Raw genomic sequence first — 21857 nt, 5'->3', positions numbered from 1 at the left:
TTCTGAGGGCGGGCGACGGGGAGCCGCCCGCCCGCGGGCGTCAGTAGACGGACTCGCCGCCGTCGCAGGGCAGGATCGCGCCGTTGACGTTGACGCTGTCGTCACTGAGCAGGAAGGTGATCGAGGCGGCCAGCGCCTGGGGCACGGCGATCGGGAGGTCGGCCCGCTGCGCGTCCATCCGCTGCTGCCCGTACTCGCTGGTGTTCGTCGGCCGCATGCCCGTGAGGGTGCCTCCGGGGGCGACGGAGTTGGTCCGGATCCCGTAGGGCTCGTACATGAAGGCGTTGGACTTCGTGAGGCCCACGACGGCGTGCTTCGAGGCGGTGTAGGCGGCCCCGGAGGAGGAGCCGCGCAGGGCGGCCTCCGAGGCGACGTTGACGATCGCGCCGCGCCCGGCGTCCATCATCCGCGGCAGCACGGCGCGGGTCAGGCGGACGATCCCGAAGACGTTGACGGCGAAGACCTTCTCGAGCATCGGGTCCTGCACCTCGTGCAGCGGGGCGAAGTCGTCCATCACCCCGGCCACGTTGGCGAGGGCGTCGATCCGCTCCCCGGCCGCCGCGACGACGGCCTCCGCGCCCTCCGCGGAGGTGATGTCCGCGGTGACGGGGACGATCTCGTGGCCCGCGAGCTCCTCGCGGAGCTCCTCGAGCCGCTCGGCGGCGAGGTCCACGGCGATCACGCGGCCTCCCTCGCGGGCGGTGCGGGAGGCGACGGCCCGGCCGATGCCGGAGGCGGCGCCGGTCACGATGACGGTGCGGCCCGCGAAGCGGCCGGGCGTGATCTGCTCGGCCCAGGCGAGACCGGTGGCCTCGTCGTCGGAGGGGACGCGGCCTCCGTTCGCCTGGGCGACGAGCTGGTCGACGAGCCCCTCCGGGGCGTTCGGCGAGGCCTCCACGAGGTGGCGCAGGGACAGGTTGCGCAGTCCGGCGAGCGCGCGCTCGTCCATGCCGGCCTGCTCCGCGATGCCGCGGACGATGGGTTCGCCGGCGGGGTGCTGCAGCCAGGTGGCGAGGGTGCTGTTGCCGCTGAGGGCGGGGGGCTGTTCGGTCATGACGGCTCCTTCTGCTGAGAGGATCGACGGCGGCGGTCCGCGGAGGGCCTGTCGACCTCGGTGCTGCCATCCTTCCGGCATCCCCGGCGGGACGCATCGCCCCGGAGGATCGTTCCGGGTCATCCGCCCGCAGTAGACGCCCCGTCCTGGCGCTCAGTCGGCGATGCCGGCGCCGAAGGCGAGGGCGACCAGCTGCGCGCGGTCGCGGGCCTCGACCTTCGTCATCGCCCGGTTGACGTGTGTCTTGACCGTGTGCGGCGACAGATGCAGCTCGGCGGCGATGTCCGCATTGGTGCGGCCGGTGCAGACGGCACGCACCACGTCGAGCTCCCGCGGGGTGAGGGCCTCGAAGCGCGCGGCGAGCGCGGCGTCGACCGGACGTGCGCGCTCGGTCGAGACCTGCGCGATCACCGCGCGCGCGGCCACGGCCGAGAGCGCGCCGCCGCCGGCCACCACGTCGCGGATCCCCTGGGCGAGCTCCTCCGGCCCCACCCCCTTGCCGAGGAACCCGTCGGCACCGGCCTGCAGGGCGTCCATCACGTGCTGGTCCAGCTCGAAGGTGGTGAGGATGATGATCTTGAGCCGCGCGGCGTCCTCGCGGGCGCGCAGCCGGCGGGTCACCTCGACCCCGTCGATGCCGGGCATGCGGATGTCCAGCAGGACCACGTCCGGCGACTCGTCCTCGATCGCGGCGAGGGCCGCGAGGCCGTCGGGGGCGTCGCCGACCACCTCGATCCCCTCCGCCGCGGCGAGGATCGTGCGGATCCCGGTCCGGATCATGTCCTGGTCGTCGACGATGTACACGCGGATCACGGCGATCCCTTTCCCTCGAGGTGGAGAACAGCGGTGACGGCGAAGCGCCGCGGGTCGTCGTCGATCTCGAGGCGACCGCCCACCGAGGTCGCCCTCTCCTGCATGCCGACCAGACCGTAACCGGAGCCCTCCGCGGCGGTGCGCTGGTCGGCACGGCGGTCGTTCGTCACCTGCACGACCAGGTGCTCGCCCTCCACCCGCACGGTCAGCGCGATGCGCCCTGAGCCGTGACGCCGGGCGTTGGTCAATGCCTCCTGCGCGATGCGGTAGGCGGCGGCGCTGACCTGGGGCGCGATCGGAGGCAGCGCGTTCGGGAAGTCGGCGGGAAGGTCGGCCTCGACCGGCACCGAGGCCGCACGCAGGGTCTCGACCAGGTCGCCGAGATGGCGGACATCGGCCACGGCACCGGTGTCCTCTCCGGCGCCGTGGCGGAGGATGTCGAGGATCTGCTGAGTCTCCCGCAGCACCCGCTGCACGCCCTCCCTGGCGCCCTGCATCGAGGCGCGGGCGGCCCCGGTGTCGTCGGTGACCTGCACCTGCGCCGCGCCCAGCTGCATGCCGACCACGGCGATCTCGTGGCCGACGGCGTCGTGGAGGTCCTGGGCGATCCGCAGCCGCTCCCGGGCGATCCCCCGCTCGACGGCGAGGTCGCGGGTGGCGACCGCGTCCAGCGCCCGCTGACGCATCGCCTCGAGGAACCGGGCCTGGGCGCGCAGAGCGGTGCCGGTGGCCGCCGCGGCGACGCACAGGCTCACGGCCGTCAGCGCCATGCCGGATCCGAAGCCCTCCCCCTCCCGCAGCACGATCGCGCCGTACACCGGGAGGGTCGCGAGCACGGCGGCGGGCACCGCCGGCGTGCCCCGCAGGGTCACCGAGAGGAGGGTCATCACCACGACCGTCCACGGCGCGATGTACTCCGTCGCCAGCAGCGCCGCCCCGACCGCGGCGAGGACGACGAGTAGCAGGCCGAGCGCGCGCCGGCGGCGCGCCAGGCCCACCCCTGCCGCGGCCGCGACGGTCGCCGCCAGCGTCCACGGGTCCCGGTCCGCGAGGATCGCGAGCACGCCCTGCACGATCAGCGCGGAGATGCTCAGCAGGAGCACGACGCGGTCGAACAGGTCCACCCGCAGGAACCAGGTCAGGTGCGGGCCCTCGTCGGTCGACGCGCGGACGCTCATCGTCGGCTCCTCATCCTGGGACCCCCTCGGCGGTGACATGCATGCCGCAGTCTCCCGCGCCCGGGCCGAGAGGTCATCCCCCTCGATGCTCGACCGGGGTACCACGATCGCGGTAGTCCGCCCCCTCGGCCTCACCCCTGGGCGGGGGACGGACGGGGCCTCAGCGATCAGGGGCCCCGTCCAGCAGGCCCCCGTAGGCCGCGAGGAACTCCTCCATCAGCTCGAGGAGGAGGGCCGCGCGGTCCGCCCCCATCGTCGTGAGCGCCGCTTCGTAGGCACCCAGCGAGATCGCGACGTCACGCTCGAAGGCCTCTCGCCCCGCCGGAGTGCTCGTGACCAGGCGGGCTGCGCCGCGCTTCTCCCCGGAGCGCTCCAGCAGGCCCTCGTCCACGGCGGCGTTGACCTGACGGTTGACCGTGGACTGCTCGAGATGGAGCTCCGCGGCGATCTCCCGCAGGGTGCGGGCCCGACCGTCGGTGAACAGCCACAGGATCCTCAGATCCGCGACGCCGAGGGTCATCGTCGCCTCGTGATGGCGCTGGGATCGCTCCAGCCGCGAGAACATGCCGGCGATCCGTCGGCCCTGTGCCAGCTCCGGCGCCCGATCGGCGCCCCTTCTCCTGTCCATCAGCCCTCTCCTGTGTGTGCGACGCGGCGCTCGTGGCCGAGCGGGCGCCTCGATCGTGGCGAAGCGCACGGACTGCCGCCCGCACGGTCCGACGCCCTTGGCAGCACGACCCGACATGTGTAGTCTACACATCAAGCATATGTAAGTTACACATACTTCGTTACTCCGTCCGGAAGGTCATCGTGAACTCCTCTCCCCCGGCCGCCGACCCCTCCCCGGTCCGCCACCCGCTCCTAATCGTCCTCGTGCTCGGCTTCTCGAGCATGTCCGCGGCCCTCATGCAGTCCCTGGTGATCCCGATCCAGCCCGCGCTGCCCACCATGCTCGACACCTCCGCGGCGAACGCCTCGTGGGTCGTGACCGCCACGCTCCTCGCCGGCGGTGTGGCCATGCCCGTCTCCGGACGCCTGGCGGACCTCAAGGGCCGCAAGCCCGTCCTCGTGGGCTCGGCGATCCTGCTGCTGCTGGGATCGCTGATCTGCGCGCTCGGTGATTCGCTGCTGCCGGTGCTCATCGGCCGCACCCTGCAGGGCCTCGCCATGGGCTACATCCCCGTGGCCATCAGCTTCGTGCGCGAGCTGACCCCGGCGCACATGCGCAACTCCGCCGTCGCCGGGATCAGCGCGACGCTCGGCGTGGGCGGTGCGATCGGCCTGCCGATCGCCGCCTGGACCGCGCAGGAGTTCGACTGGCACGCCCTGTTCTGGCTCGCCTCCGCCTTCGCGGTGGTCATGCTGCTCCTCACGCTCCTGGTGCTGCCGCACCGTCCGCCGGTGGGAACCGCGCGCATGGACGTGCTCGGCGCACTGGGGCTCGCGGTCGGCGTCGTCGCGGTGCTGGTCGGCGTGTCCAAGGGCAACGACTGGGGCTGGACCGCCCCGGGCACCCTGGCCGCGATCCTCGGCGGCGCCGTCGTGCTGGCCCTGTGGGGCCGCTACGAGATGGGGCGCCGCGACCCGCTGGTGGACCTGCGGACCACGGTGCGCCGCCCGATCCTGCTCACCAACATCGCCGCCCTCATGGCCGGGTTCGGCATGATGGCGCAGTCCATCGTGGTGCCGCAGCTGCTGCAGGCACCCGCCGAGACCGGCTACGGGCTGGGCCAGACCATGCTGCAGGCGGGACTCTGGATGGCGCCGGGTGGCCTCATGATGCTCGCCTTCACCCCGGTCTCGAGCCGGATGCTCACGCGCCTGGGCGGCCGCATCACCCTCGCCGTGGGCATGACCGTGCTGGCCTGCGGGTACGGCGTCGCCTTCTTCCTCACCGAGGCGCCCTGGCAGCTCATGCTCGCCTCCGTCGTGACCTCCTCCGGGGTCGGCATCGCCTACGCCGCCATGCCCACCCTCATCCTGGAGAACTCCCCGGCGCAGGAGGGCGGCGCCGGCGTGGGCGTGAACGCGCTGATGCGCTCGATGGGCACCACGGTCGCGGGCGCGGTGATGGCGATCGTGCTGACGACCTTCACCACCTCGATGGCCGGGACCTCGCTGCCCACCGAGACGGCGTTCCGGGCCTGCTTCCTCCTCGGCGGCCTCGCCGGGCTCGGCGCCGCCGCCGTCGCCCTCGCGATCCCGCGCTCCCGGCCGTCGGCCGCGCCGCCGGCCCCCGAGGAGGTGCGGGAGCCGGCCGCGGCCTGAGGGCGCCCCGCCGGCCCACCGGACCCAGGCCCCAGGCCCCAGGCCCCAGGCCCCAGGCCCCAGGCCCCAGGCCCCAGGCCCCAGAGATCGAGCCTGTCATCCAGGGTGTTCAGCGTCAGCTCAACGCCCCGGATGACAGGCTCGATGTGGTGGTGCTCCGATCAGCCCAGCTCGATCGACTGATCTCCTACCGGCTCGTTCCTCGCCAGTACGTCGATCAGCCCAGCTGCAGCTCCACGGTGGCGAAGGAGTGCGCCGGCAGGTCGACCTCGAGGCCGCGCTCGTGCTCGCGGATCGCGGTGAGCTCCACGGGGGCGACGGCCTCCGGGTGCTCCGGCGAGTTGTGCGCGCCGGTGGACTCGCCGGTCAGCACGCGGGCGCTGTAGCCGGTGACCTCGCGGCCGCGCAGGTCCAGCACCAGGGTGCGGGCCTCGGAGGCGTCGAGGTTGGACAGGGACACCAGGGCGGTCTCCCCCGTGGTCGAGGCCGAGGCGGAGATCGCCGGCAGCTCGCGGCCGTCGACGGTGCGGGGCTCCTCGGGCAGCAGCACGTGGGCGTCCAGCGCCGCGGCGTCCTGGTGCCCCTTGTTCATCTCGAACACGTGGTAGGTCGGGGTGAGGACGAGCGCCCCGGACTCCGGATCCGTGAGGATCATCGCCTGCAGCACGTTCACCGTCTGGGCGATGTTCGCCATGAGCAGCCGGTCCGCGTGACGGTGGAAGCCGTCGAAGTGCACCGAGGCCACGAGCGCGTCGCGCACGGTGTTCTGCTGGTACAGGAAGCCGGGGTTGGTGCCGGGCTCCACGTTCCACCAGGTGCCCCACTCGTCGAAGACCAGGCCGACCTTCTTCTCGGGGTCGTACTTGTCCATCACCGTGGCGTGGCGGGCGACGAGCTCCTCGGCGCGGACGGCGCGCGAGAGAGTCAGGTACCACTCGTCCTCGGTGAACGCGGTGGCGCTGCCCTTGTCCTCCCAGGGACCGGACATCGTGTAGTAGTGCAGCGAGATCGCCTGGTAGGAGAAGTTCGGCTTCCCGGCGCCGCGCATGAGCGCCTCGGTCCAGCCGTAGTCGTCGACGTTCGCGCCGGCGGCGATCCGGGTCACCGTGTTGTCCGCGTGGTCGCGCACGTAGGTCGAGTACTGGCGGGCCAGGGCCGCGTACTCCTCGGCGAGCATGTTGCCGCCGCAGCCCCAGGTCTCGTTGCCGATGCCGAAGAAGGGCACCTTCCACGGCTCGTCACGGCCGTTCTCGCGGCGCAGCGAGGCCATCGGGGAGTCGTCGGCGCGGGTGAGGTACTCGATCCACTCGCTCATCTCCTGCACCGAGCCGGAGCCGACGTTGCCGTTGACGTACGCCTCGGTACCCAGCAGCTCCACCAGGTCCATGAACTCGTGGGTGCCGAAGGAGTTGTCCTCCACCACGTCGCCCCAGTGGGAGTTGACCATCCGCGGGCGCTGCTCGCGCGGGCCGATGCCGTCCTTCCAGTGGTACTCGTCGGCGAAGCAGCCGCCGGGCCAGCGGAGGTTGGGGATGTTCAGGGCGCGCAGGGCGGCCACGACGTCGTCCCGGATGCCACGGGTGTTGGGCTGCTCGGAGTCCTCGCCCACGTAGAAGCCGCCGTAGATGCAGCGGCCCAGGTGCTCGGCGAAGTGGCCGTAGACGTGACGGTTGATGGTGGCGCCGGGCAGGTCGAGGTCGACGACCACACGGGCGGGGCCCGCGGTGCGGCCGGCGCGGTAGCCGGTGGCGCCGGAGGAGCTCGCGCGGAGCGTGGAGGCCAGCGAGCTGGTGAGGGTGGGGGCGGGTTCGGTCACGAGTTCTCCTCGGGGACGGTGGTGCGGAGGGTCGGGGTGCACGGCGGCCGGAGCGGGCGCACGGGAGGCGCCCGCTCCGGCCCCGGTGGCTCAGGCCGCGGCGCGGGCCAGGCGGATGATCGACCAGGAGATGGCCGGCAGCTCGCCGCTCAGGCGGCCGTCCTCGAGGGACACCGTGGTGTTCTCGCGGGGCGAGACGGTGTCCGGGGCGTCGGCCGAGTTCGCGGCATAGGGGTCCTCGTGGTGCAGGGTGAGGGCCTCGACCAGCTCGAGATCACCGAAGGCGGAGAGGTCCACCCCCAGGTCGAGCGCACCGGCGGCATCGCGGTTGACGACGAACACGGAGAGGCTGCCGGACTCCTCGTCCCAGGTGGCGACGGAGTCGGCCGAGGAGCTGGTGCCGAAGCGCGGATTCTCGAAGCTCGGGGCCTCGACGTTCACCTGCAGGACCTCGCCCTTCGCGTGACGGGAGGTGAGCGCGAAGGGATGGAAGGTGGTCTGCTTCCAGGCACGGCCGCCGGGCTCGGTCATGATCGGGGCGATCACGTTGACCAGCTGGGCGAGGGAGGCCGAGGCCACCCGGTCGCTGTGGCGCAGCAGCGAGATCAGCAGGTTGCCGAAGACCACGGCGTCCTGCGCGGAGTAGATGTCCTCGAGCAGCACCGGGGCGACGGGCCAGTCGTCGCCGCTGGGCGGTCGGGACTCGGCGCGGTGCTGGTACCAGACGTTCCACTCGTCGAAGCTGATCATGATGCGCTTGTCGCTCTTGAGCTTGGCGCGCACGTGGTCTGCCGTCGCGACCACCGAGTCGATGAAGTAGTCCATGTCGTCGGCGGAGGCGAGGAAGGAGGCCTGGTCGTCGTCCTTCTCCGAGTAGTAGGCGTGGGCGGAGATCATGTCCACGAACTCGTAGGCCTCGGTGAGAACGGTGTTCTCCCAGGCCCCGAAGGTGGGCATCTGCGAGGAGGAGGAGCCGCAGGCGATGAGCTCGAGGTCCGGGTCCTCCATGCGCATGGCGCGCGCGGCCTCGGTGGCGACGCGCGCGTACTCCTCGGCGTTCTTGTGACCGATCTGCCAGGGGCCGTCCATCTCGTTGCCCAGGCACCACATGGAGATCTTGTAGGGCTCGGGGTGGCCGTTGGCGGCGCGCTGGTCGGAGAGCGCGGTGCCCGCCGGGGCGTTGGCGTACTCGAGCACGTCGAGCGCCTCCTGCACGCCGCGGGTGCCGAGGTTGACCGCGTACATCGGCTCCACCTCGGCCTTCTTCGCCCAGGCCATGAACTCGTCCAGGCCCACGGTGTTGGGATCGCTGGAGTGCCAGGCGAGGTCGTGGCGCACGGGGCGGTCCTCGACCGGGCCCACGCCGTCCTCCCAGCGGTAGCCGGAGACGAAGTTGCCGCCGGGATAGCGCACGGAGCTCACGCCGAGCTCGCGGGTGAGCTCGAGGACGTCGGTGCGGAAGCCCTGCTCGTCGGCGCTGGGGTGGTCCGGCTCGTGGATGCCGGTGTAGACGCAGCGACCGAGATGCTCGACGAAGGCGCCGAAGGTGCGCCGCCGCACGGGGGCGACGCGGAACGCGGGGTTCAGGGTGAGGGTGACGGGGCGAGACATCGAGAGGGCCTTTCAACAGCATCGGTGGAGGGCGCGCCGCAGGCGCTCGCGAGAGCGCCGGAGACCTCAGCGACGATCCCTGGCCTGCGATGACATCGCAGCACCCGTCGGCGGGGACTCCCCTGCCGTGAACGCTCACGCCGCGAGAACTTGCAACGTTGTATTCAACCCAATCACGCTCCTCCCCCACCGTCAAGCGGGAGTGCCCGTCGAGCTCCGGGATCGAGCCCGCCCCCTTCCGGACCGCCGCCGCCGACGCGCCCCCGGTGAGAGAATCCCGCCATGCCCGCCACCACCCCCGCGACCCCCTCGCGCCGACGACCACCCCGCCTGCGCGATGTCGCCGAGCTCGCAGGCGTCTCGATGAAGACCGTCTCCAACGTTGTGCACGACTATCCCCACGTCCGCCCGGAGACACGGCGGCGGGTCCAGGAGGCCATCGAGGCCACCGGCTACCGCCCCCAGCAGGCCGCCCAGCAGCTGCGCACCGGCACCAGCGACATCGTCACCCTCGCGGTCCCGTCGCTGACCTTCGGCTACTTCTCCGACATCGCCCAGCACTTCGTCGACCAGGCGAGCCTGCGGGGCCGCACGGTGCTGCTGCACACCACCTCCGGCGGGCGGGAGCAGGAGCTCGAGGTGTTCGAGGGCTTCAAGCGGCGGCTCGGCGACGGGGTGATCTACAGCCCGCTGCTCGTCGAGGAGGAGCGCTTCACCGAGCTCGCGGAGTTCCCCCAGCCCACGATGCTGATCGGCGAGCACGTCCCGGACGGCGACCTCCCCCGCCACGCGGACTACGTGCGCATCGACAACGTCCGCGCCACGGCCGACGCGACAGTCCACCTGCTGGAGGCCGGCCGCCGACGCCTGGCCTTCGTCGGCGCCCTGCCCATCGGCCCCGTGCTGCATCCCCACAGCTCGGCGGCGCTGCGCTACGGCGGATTCCGCGAGGCCCTCGCGCGCCACGGCATCGATCCCGACTCCGCCCCGGCGCCCGAGGTCCCCAACTGGCACCGCACCGACGGCCTCGGCGCGGCGCAGCGCCTGCTGCAGGAGCACCCGGAGGTCGACGGGATCGTGTGCGGCAACGACGAGCTCGCCCTCGGCGTGCTCACGGGACTGCGCGACGGCGGCCGACAGGTCCCCGAGGAGGTGGCGGTGGTGGGCTACGACGACTCCCCGGACTCCCCGTTCGCCCACCCGGCGCTGTCCTCGATCAGCCCGGACAAGGGCTTCCTCGCCCGCATCGCCCTGGACATGCTCATCGAGCGGATCGACGGCTACGAGGGCGCCCCGCGCACGGTCACGGCACCGCATGAGCTCGTGGTGCGCGCCAGCTCGACGATCACCGGCTGAGGGCGCCGGGCGCACCGCCGCGCCCCGGATGGGAGGATGTCCCGCATGCCCCCTCACCCCCGATCGGGTCCGCCCCGTCCCCCGACGCTCCGCGACGTCGCGGAGCTCGCCGGCGTCTCGATCAAGACCGTCTCCAACGTCGTCAACGAGTTCCCGCACGTGAAGGCCTCCACCCGCGAGCGGGTGCGCGAGGCGATCCTGCAGGTCGGCTACCGCCCCCAGGTCGCGGCGCAGCAGCTGCGGACCGGCAACAGCGGGCTGATCACCCTCGCCGTGCCCTCCCTGGACTTCAGCTACTTCTCGAACCTCTCGCAGGCCTTCATCGACGAGGCGCAGGGGCGCGGGCGGACGATCGTCCTGCACACCACCTCCCCCGGCCGCGACGAGGAGCTCAACGTGCTCAGCGGCTTCAAACGCGTCCTCGGCGACGGGGTGATCTTCAACCCGCTGCGCCTGGAGGAGGCGGAGTTCGCGAAGATGGAGCGCACCAGCCAGCCCACCGTCTTCATCGGCGAGCACCTCCCGGACACCCTGCCCGCGGGCTGCGACTACGTGAAGATCGACAACGAGGGCGCCGCCTTCGACGCCACCAGCCACCTCCTCGCCCTGGGGCGGCGGCGGCTCGCGTTCATCGGCGCGATCCTCACCCCGCACGGCGTGCAGCCGCACAGCTCCGGCATGCTGCGCCGCGACGGCTTCCTGCGCGCCCTGGCAGAGCACGGGGTCGCGCCCTCGCCGCACGCCGTGCAGGAGGTCGCCGACTGGCACCGGCAGGACGGCGTGGAGGGCATGAACGAGCTGCTGGAGCGGTTCGGGGAGGTCGACGGGATCGTGTGCGCCAACGACGAGGTCGCCATCGGCGCCCTCACCCAGCTGCACCGCCACGGCCGGCGCGTCCCCGAGGACGTCGCCGTGGTCGGCTACGACGACACTCCCGAGTCCGAGTACTCCATCCCCGCGCTGACCACGATCTCCCCCGACAAGAAGGTGCTGGCCGCCACCGCGCTGGACCTCCTCGCCGAGCGCATCGGCGGCTACGACGGTCCGCCGCGGACCGTCGCGACGCCCTACGATCTGGTGGTGCGCGCGAGCACCACCGCCGACCTTCCAGGAGCCGCCCGATGAGCATTCCCACCCCGTACGAGGACCTGCTGCGCGAGGTTCTCGAGGACGGTCATGCCAAGGGCGACCGCACCGGCACCGGCACCCGCAGCCTCTTCGGCCGCCAGCTGCGCTTCGACCTCTCCACGGGCTTCCCGCTGATCACGACCAAGCGCGTGCACTTCCGCTCCCTCGCGCTCGAGCTGCTGTGGTTCCTGCGCGGCGACACCAACGTGCGCTGGCTGCAGGAGCGCGGCGTGAGCATCTGGGACGAGTGGGCCGACGAGGACGGCGAGCTGGGCCCGGTCTACGGGGCGCAGTGGCGCTCCTGGCCCTCCCCCGACGGCGCCGTCATCGACCAGATCAGCCAGGTCGTCGAGCAGATCCGCACCACCCCCGAGTCGCGCCGGCTGATCGTGACGGCCTGGAATCCCGCGGACATCCCGGAGATGGCCCTCGCGCCCTGCCACGCCCTGTTCCAGTTCGAGGTGCACGACGGGAAGCTGTCCTGCCAGCTCTACCAGCGCAGCGCGGACCTCTTCCTCGGCGTGCCCTTCAACATCGCCAGCTACGCCCTGCTGACCCACATGGTCGCCCAGCAGACGGACCTCGACGTGGGCGACTTCGTGTGGACCGGCGGGGACTGCCACATCTACGACAACCACCTCGAGCAGGTCACGCGGCAGCTCTCCCGCGACCCCTTCCCGTACCCCGAGCTGCGGATCACCCGCCGCCCGGAGACGATCCTGGGCTACGAGCTCGAGGACTTCGAGGTGGTCGGCTACGAGCACCATCCGGGCATCAAGGCGCCCGTCGCCGTCTGATGGCTCCGGAGGCGCACCATGCACCGCCGATCGGGCTGATCTGGGCACAGGCCCACGACGGGGTCATCGGCGCAGGAGGCACCATGCCCTGGCGCCTCCCGGAGGACCTCGCCCATTTCCGCCGCACCACCACGGGCGCGCCGGTCGTGATGGGGCGACGCACCTGGGAGTCCTTCCCGGCCCGGTTCCGTCCGCTGCCGGGGCGCACCAACATCGTCATCACCCGGCGCGAGGACGCCGCGCTCGAGGGCGCTCAGCGCGCCGTGTCGCTCGAGGAGGCGCTGGCACTGGCGGAGGCCGCCGCCGGCCCCGGCGAGCGGGTGTGGGTGATCGGCGGCGGAGCGGTCTACCGCGAGGCCATCGACCGCGCGGACCTGCTGGTCGTCACCGAGATCGATCTCGACGTCGAGGGCGACACGCGCGCCCCGGACCTCCCCGCGCGCTTCGAGGTCGCCGCGATCGATCCGCCGCAGGGCTGGCACGAGGGCGCCTCCGGCCTGCGTTACCGGATCCTGACCTACCGCGCCGGATAGAGCTCCCGGGGCGGCGCCGCCGACATCCGTCGCCCCCGGGACCGCCCACGACACACCTTCTCAACGTTGAAGAGATTCCTTGCACTCTGCGTTTTCAACGATGTAACGTGCTGCGCAGATCGATGCAGACCTTTCCCGGACGAAGGAGTCCCCGCATGAATCCGCTCTCCCGCCGTCGCCTCCTGGCCACCTCCCTCGTGGTCTCCGCCGCCACCGGAGGCTCCGCCCTCCTCTCCTCCGCCGCGCAGGCCGACCCCATCGAGGACAACTCCGGCCCGGACCTGCCGGACCCGAGCTTCACCGAGGTCTCCGTCCACGACCCCTCGGTGATCCGCGCCGATGGCCAGTTCTATGTCTTCGGCTCCCACCTGGCCGCCGCGAAGACCCCGGACCTCCTGCACTGGGAGGGCGTGGCGGACCTGGTCACCCCGGAGAACCCGCTGTTCGAGGACGTCACCCTCGAGCTCGCCGAGGCCTTCGAATGGGCGGGTTCGGACACGCTCTGGGCGGCGGACGTCACCGACACCGTCGACGGCCGCTTCCGCATGTACTACTGCGCCTGCGAGGGCTCCTCGCCGCGCTCGGCGATGGGCTCCGCCATCGCGGACAGCATCGAGGGCCCCTACGTCGACGAGGGCATCTTCCTGCGCTCGGGCATGTGGGACGAGATCAGCGAGGACGGCACGATCTACGATGCGACGATCCACCCCAACGCCATCGACCCCCATGAGTTCGTCGACGCGGAGGGACGCCACCAGCTGCTCTACGGCTCCTACTCCGGCGGCATCTTCCTGCTGGAGGTGGACCCGGTCAGCGGCCGCCCCCTGCCCGGCCAGGGCTACGGCACCCACCTCATCGGCGGCAACCACGCCCGCATCGAGGCGCCGTACATGCTCTACTCGGCGCAGACCGGCTACTACTACCTGCTGCTGACCTTCGGCGGCCTGGATGCCGACGGCGGCTACAACATCCGCGTGGGCCGCTCCCGTGCCGTGGAGGGCCCCTACCTCGACCCGATGGGCCAGGACCTGCGCGACTGCGCGGCCGACCCCTCGCTGCCGCTCTTCGACGACGCCTCCATCGAGCCCTTCGGCCTCAAGCTCATGGGCAACCACGAGTTCGTCACCGGCGCGGGCGAGGACGCCGTGCGCGGACCGGGCTACGTCTCCCCCGGCCACGTCTCCGCCTGGGCCGACCCGGACTCCGACCCGCAGCACGAGAGCGTCTTCCTCCTGTTCCACTCCCGCTTCCCGCGCTCGGGCGAGCTCCACCAGGTGCGCGTGCACCGCATCTCCTACACGCGCGACGGCTGGCCCGTCGTCTCCCCGCACCGCTACGCGGGCGAGGCCCCGGCCGGCGCCGAGGGCACGCGCCTGACACGACAGGACGTGACCGGCACCTGGCGGTTCATCGACCACGGCCGCGCCATCAGTGCGGACATCGTCGACTCCCGCGCCATCACCCTGACCAAGACCGGCCGGATCACCGGCGCCGTCTCCGGCACCTGGCGGATCGAGGCGGAGCACCGCGCCGTGCTGATCATCGACGGGCAGCGCTTCGACGGCGTCTTCACCCCGGGCTGGGACGAGGTCGCCAGCGCCTGGACCCCGACGTTCTCCGTGGTCGGCGCCGACGGCCGCGCGCTGTGGGGCTCGAAGGCGGGCTGACCACCGCCGCGCAGGACTCCAGCGGTCCCACTGCACCTCGCCGCGGCCCCCTCGATCCGCCCCTCACCGGGCGGGACGAGGGGGCCGCGTCATACTCCCTGCCCGGGGGGACGCCGCGATGCACCTCCCGGGATCGCGCCGGGCCGGGAGGGTGCGGCGGACGGGGCCGGAGCCGGGAGGGCCCTGGAGGTGACGGGCCGGGCCGAACAGAACCAGGCGGGCCCAGTGCGTCGATGACGATCACCGTCGGAATACGGACAGGCAGGGCGTATATGGGCCTGCCTGTCCGTATTCCGACGGTGATCGTCAGGGGACGCCGGGGACGGCAGGCCCCCACGCCCACGCTCGGACCTCCACGCTCGCCGACGGCGCCCCGGTCCCCGCATCCGGGCGCCTGCCCCCCGTAGCCCCGGCCGCCCGCGCATCCGGCCACCCCCACCCGCAGCGCCCGGCCGCCCGCGCACCCGGTCACCCGGTCACCCGCACCCACAGTGCCCGGACGCCTGCACCCGCAGCCGCCCCGCGCGTCGCTTCGCCCGGGCCCGCCGCAGCCGCCCCGCGCCTCTCCCGGGCCCGCACCCAAGCCCGCGCGCGCCGTCGCCTCCTGCGCCCGGACATGGAACTGCCCACCCACCGCGCGTGGTCGCGCGGCGGGCGGGCAGGTCGGGTGACGGAGCGGCTGCGGCACCGGCAGCCGGTCCGCCGGGTTCGGGAGCCGGCGATGCCCGGCTCAGGTGCCGGCGATGCCGGTGGTGGAGATGCCCTTGATGATCTGGCGCTGGAAGAACATGAACACCACGATCAGCGGCAGCGCCGCGAGCATGGCCTGGGCCATGCTCTGCGCGTACTGGATGCCGTAGGCGCTGATCACGGTCTGCAGACCCGTCGGCAGCGTCATCAGGTTCGAGTCGTTGATGACGATGAAGGGCCACAGGAAGTTGTTCCAGGCGCCGATGAACACGAAGATCGCGACGGCACCGAGGATCGGCCGCGAGAGCGGCAGGATGATGCTCCAGAAGATCCGCAGGCGGCTCGAGCCGTCCATCAGGGCGGCTTCCTCGAGCTCGTAGGGGATCTGGTCGAAGAACTTCTTGAGGATGAACACCATCGGGGCGGCGACCACCTGCGGCAGGATGATGCCCCAGTAGGTGTCCACCAGGTTCAGCGTGAGCATGAGCTGGAACAGCGGCACGATGAGGATCTGTGCCGGGATCATGATCGAGGCGACGGTCAGCGCGATGATCATCTGCCGACCCGCGAACCGCAGCCGCGAGAGGGCATAGCCGGCCAGCGCCGAGATCGTCAGGGTGATGAGCGTGACGAGCGCGGAGGTGAGGAAGCTGTTCCACGCCCAGCGCGGCACCAGGCCCTCGCTGAGGACGTTGATGTAGGCCTCGAGGGTGAAGCCGCTGGCGGGGATGATCGAGACCGGCATCGCGGCGGCCTCGGCCTCCGTCTTGAGGGAGGTCAGCGCGGCCCAGAGCACCGGCACGAGCCAGGCGAAGGCCAGCACGGCGAGGATCACGAAGGCGACGATCCGGGCCGGCGTCGGACGCCGACGCCGCCTCTTCCCCAGGACCGGGCTCGCGGTCGGAGCGCCGGGGACGACCTCCGGGACATCGAGGGCAGGAGTGGTGGTGTTCGCAGCGGTCATGCCTTCACGCTCCGTCGGGACGAGATCACCATGTACGCGATGGAGACGATGATGATCATGAAGAAGAAGATGTAGGAGATCGCCGAGGCGTAGCCCAGGCGGTATCCGGTGAAGCCGACCTCGTAGATGTACAGCAGGATCGGACGGGTCGAGCCGCCCGGTCCGCCGCCGGTCATCTGGAAGAACTGGTCGAAGACCTTCAGCGAGGCCAGCATCTGCAGCACGAGCACCAGAACGGTGGTGGGCGCGAGCTGCGGCACCGTGATGGAGATGAACCTCCGCCAGGAGCCGGCGCCGTCCAGGGAGGCCGCCTCGTAGAGGTGGTCGGGGATGTTCTGCAGGGCCGCCAGGTAGAGCAGGAAGTTGAAGCCGATGGTCCACCACACGGTGGTGACGACCACGGCGATCATGGCGGTGTTGGGGTTCTGCAACCAGGCCGGCCCGGTGATCCCGAACCATCCCAGGAAGGTGTTGACCAGGCCCAGCTGGGGGTTGTACATCCAGACCCAGAACTGGGAGACCACGGTCGAGGCCAGCAGGAAGGGCAGGAAGAAGGACAGGCGCCAGAGCCACTGCCCGGGCAGGCCGATGTTCACGAGCACCGCGAGCACCAGCGCGACCAGCACCAGCGGGATCGTGGACAGGACCGTGAACCACACGGTGTTGCCCAGGGAGCTCCAGACGTCGGGGTCCCCGAACGCCTCGACGTAGTTGTCCAGACCCACGAATTGGGTGTTGGTGCCGGCGAGGCTGGTGCCGGTGAAGCTCATCCACAGGCCGTAGAGCGTGGGCCAGATGAGGAAGAGCCCGAAGGCGAGGAGGAACGGGGCGCAGTAGATCCACCCGCGCAGGTTGTCGATGCGGCGCCTGCGGGTGCGGCCGGCGGCGAGGTGGTCGGCCGCGCCGGAGGCCCGGGGCGGGGCGGCGGTGGTCATCGGTCGTCTCCTTCGACGGACGGACGGGGGATCACGGTCAGGACGGGCGTCGCGGGGGCCGAGGCGGCCGCGGCGCGGGGGGAGGCAGGCATGGTGATCACATCGGCTCCGGCTTCTCGAGCAGGGCGTTCACTCGGGCGACGAAGGCGTTCCAGCCGTCCAGCGGCTCGGCGCGCCGGGCCCAGACGTTCTGCATGTCGTTGCCGAAGTAGGTGTGGAAGTCACTGCCGGACCCGGTGAACCAGGCCGGCGGATCGTAGACCAGGTGGTCCACCGCGTCGGCGTAGTGGGACTGCGGGATCAGGTCGTCGTAGGCGGGGTCCTCGATGACCGGGGAGTAGGCGGGGATGTGCCCGGCCGCGGCCCAGTCGATCGAGTTCTGCAGCAGGTAGGCCACGATCGCGTGGACGTTGCGCCGCCGCTCGGGGTCCGGGTTGGACTGGTGGGGCAGCACGAAGGAGTGGGAGTCCGCGTAGGCCGCGGGCGGGCCGAGCACCCCGGGGATCATCGTCATGTCGAAGGGCACGCCCTCGTTCCGGAAGCTCCCGCTCTCCCAGACGCCGCCGTAGAAGGCGCCGGCGCCGCCGGTGGCGAACTCGGAGATCGCGGTGCCGGCGTCGTGGCTGGTGTTGCCCACCTCGCCGTCGATGAGCGAGAGGATCCACTCGATCGCCTCGATCGCGAGCTCCTCCTGGTACTGCATCTGGCCGCCGACGGGCAGCTCGATCGTGCCGCCCAGCTGCGTGTAATAGGTGGAGAACATGCGCCACTGGTTGGAGCCGTCCCCGAGGTAGCCCCAGGACAGCCCGTGCCCGGAGGGTGCCTGCCCGCCGAGCTCGAGGAGCAGGGAGCGGAAGTCCTCGGTGTTGTCGGTGGGCAGGAGCAGGCCATCGCTGCCCAGCACCCCGGCCGCCTCGGCGATCTCGGTGTTGTAGTACATGACGAAGGGGTGGGAGTCGAGCGAGATCGCGGTGAGCTGCCCGTCGACGACCATCTTGTCCCAGATCAGCTCCGGGAAGTCCTCCTGGCGGATCCCGAACTCGCCCAGCAGGTCGAGGTCCCAGGGGTCCAGCAGACCGCCCGGCGCGTACCCGGGGACGCGCGCCACGTGCATGACGGCGAGGTCCGGGGCGCGCCCGCCGGCGGAGGCCATGGCGAGCTTCGTGTAGTAGGGGGCGCCCCAGGCCAGCACCGTCTGGGTGACGTCGGCCGCCCCGTCGGTGGCCATGTAGCCGTCGAGCATCTCGCCCATGGTCACGCCGTCGGGGCCGGAGAGCAGATGCCAGAAGGCGATGTCGTCGGAGGCGCGGGCGTTGGCCCCGGCGCAGCCGGACAGCGCTCCCAGACCGCCGAGGGCCCCCAGGGCTCCTGCTCCCTTGAGCAGTGAGCGTCGGTCGACGGCGGGTCCGCCGCGACCGGGGCGTGCGCCCGAGGAGAGCAGCCGAGACCCCGAGGTCCCGGCGCGGGAGGAACCGTGCTTCATTCTGTCCACCTCTTCGTGGTGGGGCGTGGTCGCCGCGGCGGATGCCGCCGACGGTCGTCAGCCCGAAGGACTCGTGTACGTGCCGTGAATTTACATCGTTGCAAAGCAGGCGTCAACGCCGCGCACCGATGAGCCCGGCAGGTACGGTCACGAGGTCGTAACGCTCGGCGTCGACGGCGGCCGTCGCAGTTCCCGGCTCGGCCAGGGCCCCGCCGGGCCGTCCGCGCACGGAGACGCCCCGCGGCACCGCCATCGGGCCGCGGGGCGTGCTCGGAGGTCGCTCAGCCCTTCAGGCCGGAGCCGGTCACCCCCTCGACGATCTGGCGCTGGAAGAACATGTAGAGGACCACCAGCGGCAGCGCCGCGAGGATCGCGCCGGCCTGGATGTCCGCATAGCGGAGGCCGAAGGTGCCCTGCACGGTGGCCAGGCCGACGGGGATCGTCATCAGGTTCGGGTTGGACAGCACGAACAGCGGCAGCAGCAGGTTGTTCCAGGTCCACACGAAGGTCAGGATCGCCACGGCCGCCGTCACCGGCCGTGACAGCGGCATCACGACGGACCAGTAGGTGCGCCAGAGTCCGGCGCCGTCCACTCGGGCGGCCTCCTCGATCTCGCGGGGGATCCCGTCGAAGAACTGCTTGAAGATGAACACCGCGATGACGGACGGCACCTGGGGCAGGATCACGGCCCAGTAGGTGTTCAGCAGCTGCAGCAGTCGCAGCTCCTCGAAGATCGGGACGATGAGCACCTGGCTCGGGATCATCAGCCCGGCGATGATCAGCAGATAGACCGCCGCGCGCCCCGCGAACCGGAGTCGGGACAGCGCGAAGGCCGCCATCGAGGCGAACAGCAGCGTCAGCACCGCCGTGATGACCGACGTCAGCGCGCTCGAGAGGTACCAGTTCCAGATGTCGCCCTGGCGCAGCAGACTCGTGTACGACTCGAGGGTCGGGCTCCAGTTCGTGAGGATCTCCTGCGCGCCCAGCGCGGCGACCCCGTTGGGCGACAGCGATGTCTTGACCGCGAACAGGCTGGGGATCAGCCAGATGATCGCGAAGACGACCAGGACCGTCGTGGAGGCGATCGTGAATCCGCGCCCTCCGCCTCCGGCGTGGACCGCGCGGGCGGGCGCCGCGGCGGAGACGCCCGAACGGCGGCGACGGCGAGTGTCGGTGGCAGTCATGTCAGGAGGCCCTCTCTCGTGCGATGCCGGCTCGCTCGACGATCTGCTGGACGACAGCGATCACGAGGACGATGAGGAACAGGAGCACCGAGGCCGCCGAGGCGGCGCCGATCCGGTTGTCCGTGAAGGCGGTGTCGGTGATCAGGCCGAGGACCACCTGGGTGGAGATCCCCGGTCCGCCGCCGGTCATCAGGTAGACCTGGTCGAAGATCTTCAGGCTGGCGATGATCTGCAGCAGGATCACCAGCGCCGTGGTGCGGCGCAGCAGGGGGATCGTGATCGAGCGGATCTGCTGCCAGGGCGTGGCACCGTCGACGGCCGCCGCCTCGTAGAGCTCGCGGGGGATGTCCTGCAGGCCCGCCAGGTAGAGCACGAAGTTGAAGCCGATCGTCCACCAGATGGTGGCGATCGCGATGCCGATCATCGCGGTGCCCGGGTCGGCGAGCATCCCCGCCCCCGCCGGCAGGCCCAGCAGCTGCGCGGGCAGGGACCACAGGCCGTTCGCCGGGGTGAAGATGAAGACCCAGATCAGGGAGATCGTCGCCGACGGGAGGATGAAGGGGAGGAAGAACGCCAGCCGGAAGAACCACTGCCCGCGAGCGGCACGGTTGGTGAGCACCGCGAAGACGAAGGCGAGGAGCACCAGCGGCGGGACCGTGTACAGCGTGAACTGGAGCGTGTGCCAGAGAGCGGACCAGAAGTCGTCCCGGCTGAACATCTCGAGGTAGTTGTCGAGGCCGGCGAAGGAGCCGAGCCCTGCGTGCACCGTCGAGGTGTTGAAGAAGCTCGCGATGAACATCCACAGGGTGGGGCCGATCATGAAGGCCACGTAGAAGAGCGCGAACGGCGCGATGAAGAGCCACGCCGCGGGCGTGGTGCGACCGGTGCGACCTCGGCGGCGGACTCCGGTGGTCGCGGCCGCGGCGCGGGGATCGACACGAGACGTCGTCGTCATGGTGGACCTTCCGGATCAGAGGGGGCTCGGCGTCGAGGTGTAGATCTGGAGCTGGTCCCTGATCGCCTGCAGAGCCTGCTCCGGGGTGAGGACCCCCTGCTGGACGAGGCCGAGCTGGGCCCCCACCGTGTCCTCGAAGGTGGATCCCGACCCCCCGTACCACGCGGCGTCGTCGTAGACGGCGTGGTCCGCGGCCGCGGCGTAGTGGCGCTGCGGCTCCAGCGACTGGAACTCCTCGCTCTCGAAGGTCGGCAGGTAGGCGGGCACGTGACCGCCCTCCGCCCACGTCATGCTCTGCTCCAGCATCACCTTGATGAACTGCATGGCGAGCCGGCGCTCCTCGGCCGAGCGATCCTTGCGGGGCAGGATGAAGGTGTGGGAGTCGGCCTGGACGGCCGGCTGGTCGTAGAGCTGCGGGATCGGCGCCATGCCGAAGTCCAGCCCCTCGATCGACTGCGCGGTGGAGATCTCCCACTCCCCCTGGAGATAGAAGCCGGAGCTCCCGGTGAACATCTCCGTCTGCGAGGTGGCGTAGTCGAGGCCCTGATTGAGCCACCCCTTGTCGACCCAGCTCCGGACCCTCTCCATGACCTCGAGGAAGGCCTCCTCGTCGACGCTGATGGTCGCGCCGTCGTCGGAGAGGAAGGGAGTGGCATCGGAGATCTGGTTGTACAGGGTCCAGAAGAAGCGCCACGGGGTGGAGGTCTCGGAGACGTTCGCGACGGTGATCGCGAGCCCGCCGGTGACGGCGCTCAGCTCCTCGAGGGCGGCCTCGAAGGCGTCCATGCCGGTGAGATCGACGAGGAGGCCGTCGGCGTCGAGCAGGCCGGCCGGTTCGCACACCTCACGGTTGTAGAAGAGCGTGAAGGGGTGCGTGTCCAGGGGGATCGCGATGTTCTGACTGTCGGTCACCTGCGTCTCCCAGGCCTGCGCGGCGAAATCGCTGCTCGACAGCCCCACCCCGGCGAGGTCCTCCTCGGTGATGGGGTCCAGGATCCCGCCGTCCCACAGCGGCTTCGCCCGGGTGAGGTGAGCGACCGCCACGTCGGGCGGCTGGTTGCCGACCGTGGCGAGGGTCAGCTTCGAGTAGTAGGGATTTCCCCAGGTCAGCGTGGTCGCCTGCAGGGAGTCCGCCCCGTACTGATCGCGGTACCCCTGCTGCATGTCCTGCATGCGCACGCCGTCGCCGCCGCCGAACAGGTTCCAGTACACGACCGTCCCCGGAGCGAGGTCGGCCCCCAGCAGACCGGCCGCCAACGGGGTGGAGCATCCCGCCAGGGACAGGGCGGAGGCCCCGAGGGCTCCGGCACCGAGCAGCCCGCGACGACTGACCTGCGTCGCCGACCGCCGACGGGCGGGATCCACCGAGCGCTTGGTCATCTCGACTCTCCTTCGGTCAACGGAGACTGCGGAGCCGACCTGCCC

The 21857-nt window shown here is 71.2% G+C and carries 18 protein-coding genes; 6 read left to right on the top strand and 12 right to left on the bottom strand.

Annotated elements, in window-relative coordinates; genetic code table 11:
- Window positions 1-40 precede the first annotated feature (40 nt).
- The 4 genes from CXH06_RS13795 to CXH06_RS13780 all read right to left on the bottom strand — a co-directional run bounded on the left by CXH06_RS13795 (window position 41) and on the right by CXH06_RS13780 (window position 3673).
- Window positions 41-1054, bottom strand: coding sequence for an SDR family NAD(P)-dependent oxidoreductase (locus tag CXH06_RS13795; RefSeq protein ID WP_114855776.1), 1014 nt, complete (start codon window positions 1052-1054; stop codon window positions 41-43).
- Between the two features lie 153 nt (window positions 1055-1207).
- A complete protein-coding gene (locus CXH06_RS13790) occupies window positions 1208-1867 on the bottom strand; it encodes a response regulator transcription factor (RefSeq protein WP_114855775.1) in 660 nt (219 codons plus the stop codon).
- The gene (locus tag CXH06_RS13785) at window positions 1864-3045 is read right to left on the bottom strand and encodes a sensor histidine kinase (RefSeq protein ID WP_198684078.1); all 1182 of its coding nucleotides are present in this window, start codon (window positions 3043-3045) and stop codon (window positions 1864-1866) included. Before CXH06_RS13785 ends, CXH06_RS13790 begins: the two co-directional genes overlap by 4 nt.
- Window positions 3046-3205: 160 nt before the next feature.
- Complete coding sequence (locus CXH06_RS13780) at window positions 3206-3673, bottom strand: MarR family winged helix-turn-helix transcriptional regulator (protein ID WP_198684077.1); 468 nt, start codon at window positions 3671-3673, stop codon at window positions 3206-3208.
- Window positions 3674-3855: 182 nt separating this feature from the next.
- Between CXH06_RS13780 and CXH06_RS13775 the strand changes: the two genes are divergently transcribed.
- Window positions 3856-5313, top strand: coding sequence for an MFS transporter (locus tag CXH06_RS13775; RefSeq protein ID WP_198684076.1), 1458 nt, complete (start codon window positions 3856-3858; stop codon window positions 5311-5313).
- 217 nt (window positions 5314-5530) lie between these two features.
- On the opposite strand, the gene CXH06_RS13770 is transcribed toward CXH06_RS13775, so the two are convergent.
- Together CXH06_RS13770 and CXH06_RS13765 are read right to left on the bottom strand one after the other, a co-directional pair.
- Window positions 5531-7129 (bottom strand): alpha-N-arabinofuranosidase, encoded by a 1599-nt coding sequence (locus CXH06_RS13770; RefSeq protein ID WP_114855771.1) that lies wholly within the window; start codon window positions 7127-7129, stop codon window positions 5531-5533.
- Window positions 7130-7219: 90 nt separating this feature from the next.
- A complete protein-coding gene (locus CXH06_RS13765; RefSeq protein WP_114855770.1) occupies window positions 7220-8740 on the bottom strand; it encodes an alpha-N-arabinofuranosidase in 1521 nt (506 codons plus the stop codon).
- A gap of 282 nt (window positions 8741-9022) precedes the next feature.
- Between CXH06_RS13765 and CXH06_RS13760 the strand changes: the two genes are divergently transcribed.
- From CXH06_RS13760 to CXH06_RS13740, 5 genes are all read left to right on the top strand, one after another.
- Window positions 9023-10096, top strand: a complete 1074-nt coding sequence (locus tag CXH06_RS13760) for a LacI family DNA-binding transcriptional regulator (RefSeq protein ID WP_114855769.1) — start codon at window positions 9023-9025, stop codon at window positions 10094-10096.
- Between the two features lie 45 nt (window positions 10097-10141).
- Window positions 10142-11221 (top strand): LacI family DNA-binding transcriptional regulator, encoded by a 1080-nt coding sequence (locus CXH06_RS13755; protein WP_114855768.1) that lies wholly within the window; start codon window positions 10142-10144, stop codon window positions 11219-11221.
- Window positions 11218-12021 carry a thymidylate synthase gene (locus CXH06_RS13750; protein WP_114855767.1) on the top strand — a complete coding sequence of 268 codons (804 nt, stop codon included), beginning with the start codon at window positions 11218-11220 and terminating at the stop codon, window positions 12019-12021. The genes CXH06_RS13755 and CXH06_RS13750 overlap by 4 nt, the downstream gene beginning before the upstream one ends.
- A complete protein-coding gene (locus tag CXH06_RS13745; protein ID WP_114855766.1) occupies window positions 12021-12554 on the top strand; it encodes a dihydrofolate reductase in 534 nt (177 codons plus the stop codon). The genes CXH06_RS13750 and CXH06_RS13745 overlap by 1 nt, the downstream gene beginning before the upstream one ends.
- Before the next feature lie 155 nt (window positions 12555-12709).
- Window positions 12710-14221, top strand: a complete 1512-nt coding sequence (locus tag CXH06_RS13740) for a glycoside hydrolase family 43 protein (protein WP_114855765.1) — start codon at window positions 12710-12712, stop codon at window positions 14219-14221.
- A 730-nt stretch (window positions 14222-14951) separates the two neighbouring features.
- Here CXH06_RS13740 and CXH06_RS13735 read toward each other — a convergent pair.
- From CXH06_RS13735 to CXH06_RS13705, 6 genes are all read right to left on the bottom strand, one after another.
- On the bottom strand, window positions 14952-15875 hold the full coding sequence (locus CXH06_RS13735; protein WP_114855764.1) for a carbohydrate ABC transporter permease: 924 nt from the start codon (window positions 15873-15875) through the stop codon (window positions 14952-14954).
- Window positions 15872-16810, bottom strand: a complete 939-nt coding sequence (locus CXH06_RS13730) for a carbohydrate ABC transporter permease (protein ID WP_114855763.1) — start codon at window positions 16808-16810, stop codon at window positions 15872-15874. Before CXH06_RS13730 ends, CXH06_RS13735 begins: the two co-directional genes overlap by 4 nt.
- A gap of 97 nt (window positions 16811-16907) precedes the next feature.
- Window positions 16908-18293 carry an extracellular solute-binding protein gene (locus tag CXH06_RS13720; RefSeq protein ID WP_114855762.1) on the bottom strand — a complete coding sequence of 462 codons (1386 nt, stop codon included), beginning with the start codon at window positions 18291-18293 and terminating at the stop codon, window positions 16908-16910.
- Between the two features lie 281 nt (window positions 18294-18574).
- A complete protein-coding gene (locus tag CXH06_RS13715) occupies window positions 18575-19477 on the bottom strand; it encodes a carbohydrate ABC transporter permease (protein ID WP_114855761.1) in 903 nt (300 codons plus the stop codon).
- A gap of 1 nt (window position 19478) precedes the next feature.
- Complete coding sequence (locus CXH06_RS13710; RefSeq protein ID WP_114855760.1) at window positions 19479-20432, bottom strand: carbohydrate ABC transporter permease; 954 nt, start codon at window positions 20430-20432, stop codon at window positions 19479-19481.
- 15 nt (window positions 20433-20447) lie between these two features.
- Entirely contained in the window at window positions 20448-21812 is a 1365-nt protein-coding gene (locus tag CXH06_RS13705; protein WP_114855759.1) for an extracellular solute-binding protein, read from the bottom strand.
- Between the last annotated feature and the right edge of the window lie 45 nt (window positions 21813-21857).

This window comes from Brachybacterium sp. YJGR34 (genome assembly GCF_003347015.1).
Taxonomy (GTDB): domain Bacteria; phylum Actinomycetota; class Actinomycetes; order Actinomycetales; family Dermabacteraceae; genus Brachybacterium.
The sequence above is the reverse complement of the archived record's forward strand: the minus strand, read 5'-3'. Positions and strand labels throughout refer to the sequence as shown.